Origin of the sequence: Phytobacter sp. V69 (genome assembly GCF_965644215.1) — a bacterium.
GTDB lineage: Bacteria > Pseudomonadota > Gammaproteobacteria > Enterobacterales > Enterobacteriaceae > Phytobacter.
On the sequence record NZ_CBFFRL010000405.1, the window covers coordinates 1 to 1,665 of the forward strand.

Sequence of the window (1,665 nt, forward strand, 5' to 3'; positions counted from 1 at the left end):
TAGTCATGATAATAGGGCCTTCTGATTAGAAGGCCCTATTATCAATGATTTTTATCCTCGTGACGACGCTATCTAATATTTCAGCGGCAGACCGTTATTTTATTGGATGAACCTTGGGGGGTAAAAAAGTTATTTGCTATATTGGCACTTGCCCCGGCGAATTCAGCGAGCATTATCAGCAACAGTATCAGGATATTATTGCCAGCATTCGCTTTCATCATAATCAGCATGCGGCGGCGCTGGGGGAAATGATCCGCGCGGATAATCCGGACATGTTTTTTGCTCTGGATACCGAAAGCTGCAGTCTGGACGTTTTTTCCGGTGTACAAGCGCTCTATCAAAGCCTGCCATTGCAGCGAGCCCGTGAAGGTCTTTATTTACTCTATGCCCAGGACGGTTCGCCACTGCGCATCGCCCCCGTACCCGATACGCAACCGGTGCGCTACGCCTTATGGTCTGTTCTCTCAGAGCCTGGGCATCATCTGGAACAGCAACTCAGTATTTGTCGTACCGTTAACGGGCCGCAGGGGCTGGCATCTCCCGGGCAGATTCAGGCGTTTCTTGCCCGGCAACGGACAACGTCGTAATGACCGCGCTTCAGGCTGCGAGGGTCGATGACCCCATTGCCCATACCGCGTCGAAAAGCTGGATGGTTGTTGGGCTTATCGGTGGCGCATTACTGGGTGCGGCAGCAGTGGTCGCGACCGGTGGGCTGGCGCTGGTTGTGGCATCTGCCGCTGTGGGCGCCTGTGCCGCAGGCGGGTTAGGAGAGGTACTGGGAAGTATGTCCTGGGCGCCCCGGCATGTCACTGGCACGCTCACTGAGGGCTCGCCAAATGTCTATGTGAATAGCCGTAAGGCGATTCGCGCGCATCTGTCATTGGGCAAATGTGATGAGCATAGTGGTTCGCCAAAGCGAGTCGCCGAAGGTTCTATCAAAACCTATATCAACAATTATCCTGCCGCGCGGGTGGGGGACAAACTTACCTGTAGCGCCGAGATTTTTTCCGGGTCACCCAATGTTTTTTTTGGTGGCGCGAAAGTACAAACGGACGAGATAAGTCCTGAGATTCCGGGCTGGGTGAACTGGCTTATGCTGGGGGTTGGTACTGCGGCTCTCGCTGTGGTCGCAACGCCAGCCATCGCTGTGCTCAGTACTGCTGGCGCCTTCAGGGGAGGAACTGTAGGGAACTGGGCGGGGGGATGGTTGTTTGGTGAGGGCAGTGACGAGCAAAAATGGAGCATGCTTTTCGGTAGCCTGATAGGTGGCGGTGCCGGTATGAAAGGCGGTGCGAAATATGATGCGGTGCGTGCTGCGCGGGCTACAGAAATCGTCAATGCAGAACCGGTAACAGCGACATCAAGCAAACCATCCATGACGCTTAAAGAGGCTAAAGGTGAGGCTACCGCAAACAAATGGACGCAAAAAGGTCGCGAGATTGCGGAACAACATGACCTGGATCTTTCTAAACGTTTGTCAGACGATGAAATTGGTGCGCTGTACGGCTATACAACCAATGAGGGGTTTACCGAAGTAAACATGGCTCTGCGTGGTCAAATAGAGATGACGCCAGAGCGACAGGCTTTTGTTGATCGCGAATTCAGATAATAAGTGCAACGCTCGGACATGATTGTGGAGAGTGTAGGAGGAAGGGTTAACTACCG

At 53.4% G+C, this 1,665-nt stretch carries 2 protein-coding genes; both read left to right on the forward strand.

Annotated elements, in window-relative coordinates; translation table 11 throughout:
• Window positions 1–113 precede the first annotated feature (113 nt).
• Entirely contained in the window at window positions 114–587 is a 474-nt protein-coding gene (locus ACSZPU_RS25560) for a hypothetical protein (RefSeq protein ID WP_499004405.1), read from the forward strand.
• Window positions 587–1,609 carry a PAAR domain-containing protein gene (locus ACSZPU_RS25565; RefSeq protein ID WP_499004407.1) on the forward strand — a complete coding sequence of 341 codons (1,023 nt, stop codon included), beginning with the start codon at window positions 587–589 and terminating at the stop codon, window positions 1,607–1,609. Before ACSZPU_RS25560 ends, ACSZPU_RS25565 begins: the two co-directional genes overlap by 1 nt.
• Window positions 1,610–1,665 lie beyond the last annotated feature (56 nt).

What these genes read in the sequence shown, in the direction of transcription:
- ACSZPU_RS25565 (WP_499004407.1), top strand. Translation starts at nt 587, where the DNA reads ATGACCGCGCTTCAGGCTGCGAGGGTCGATGACCCCATTGCCCATACC.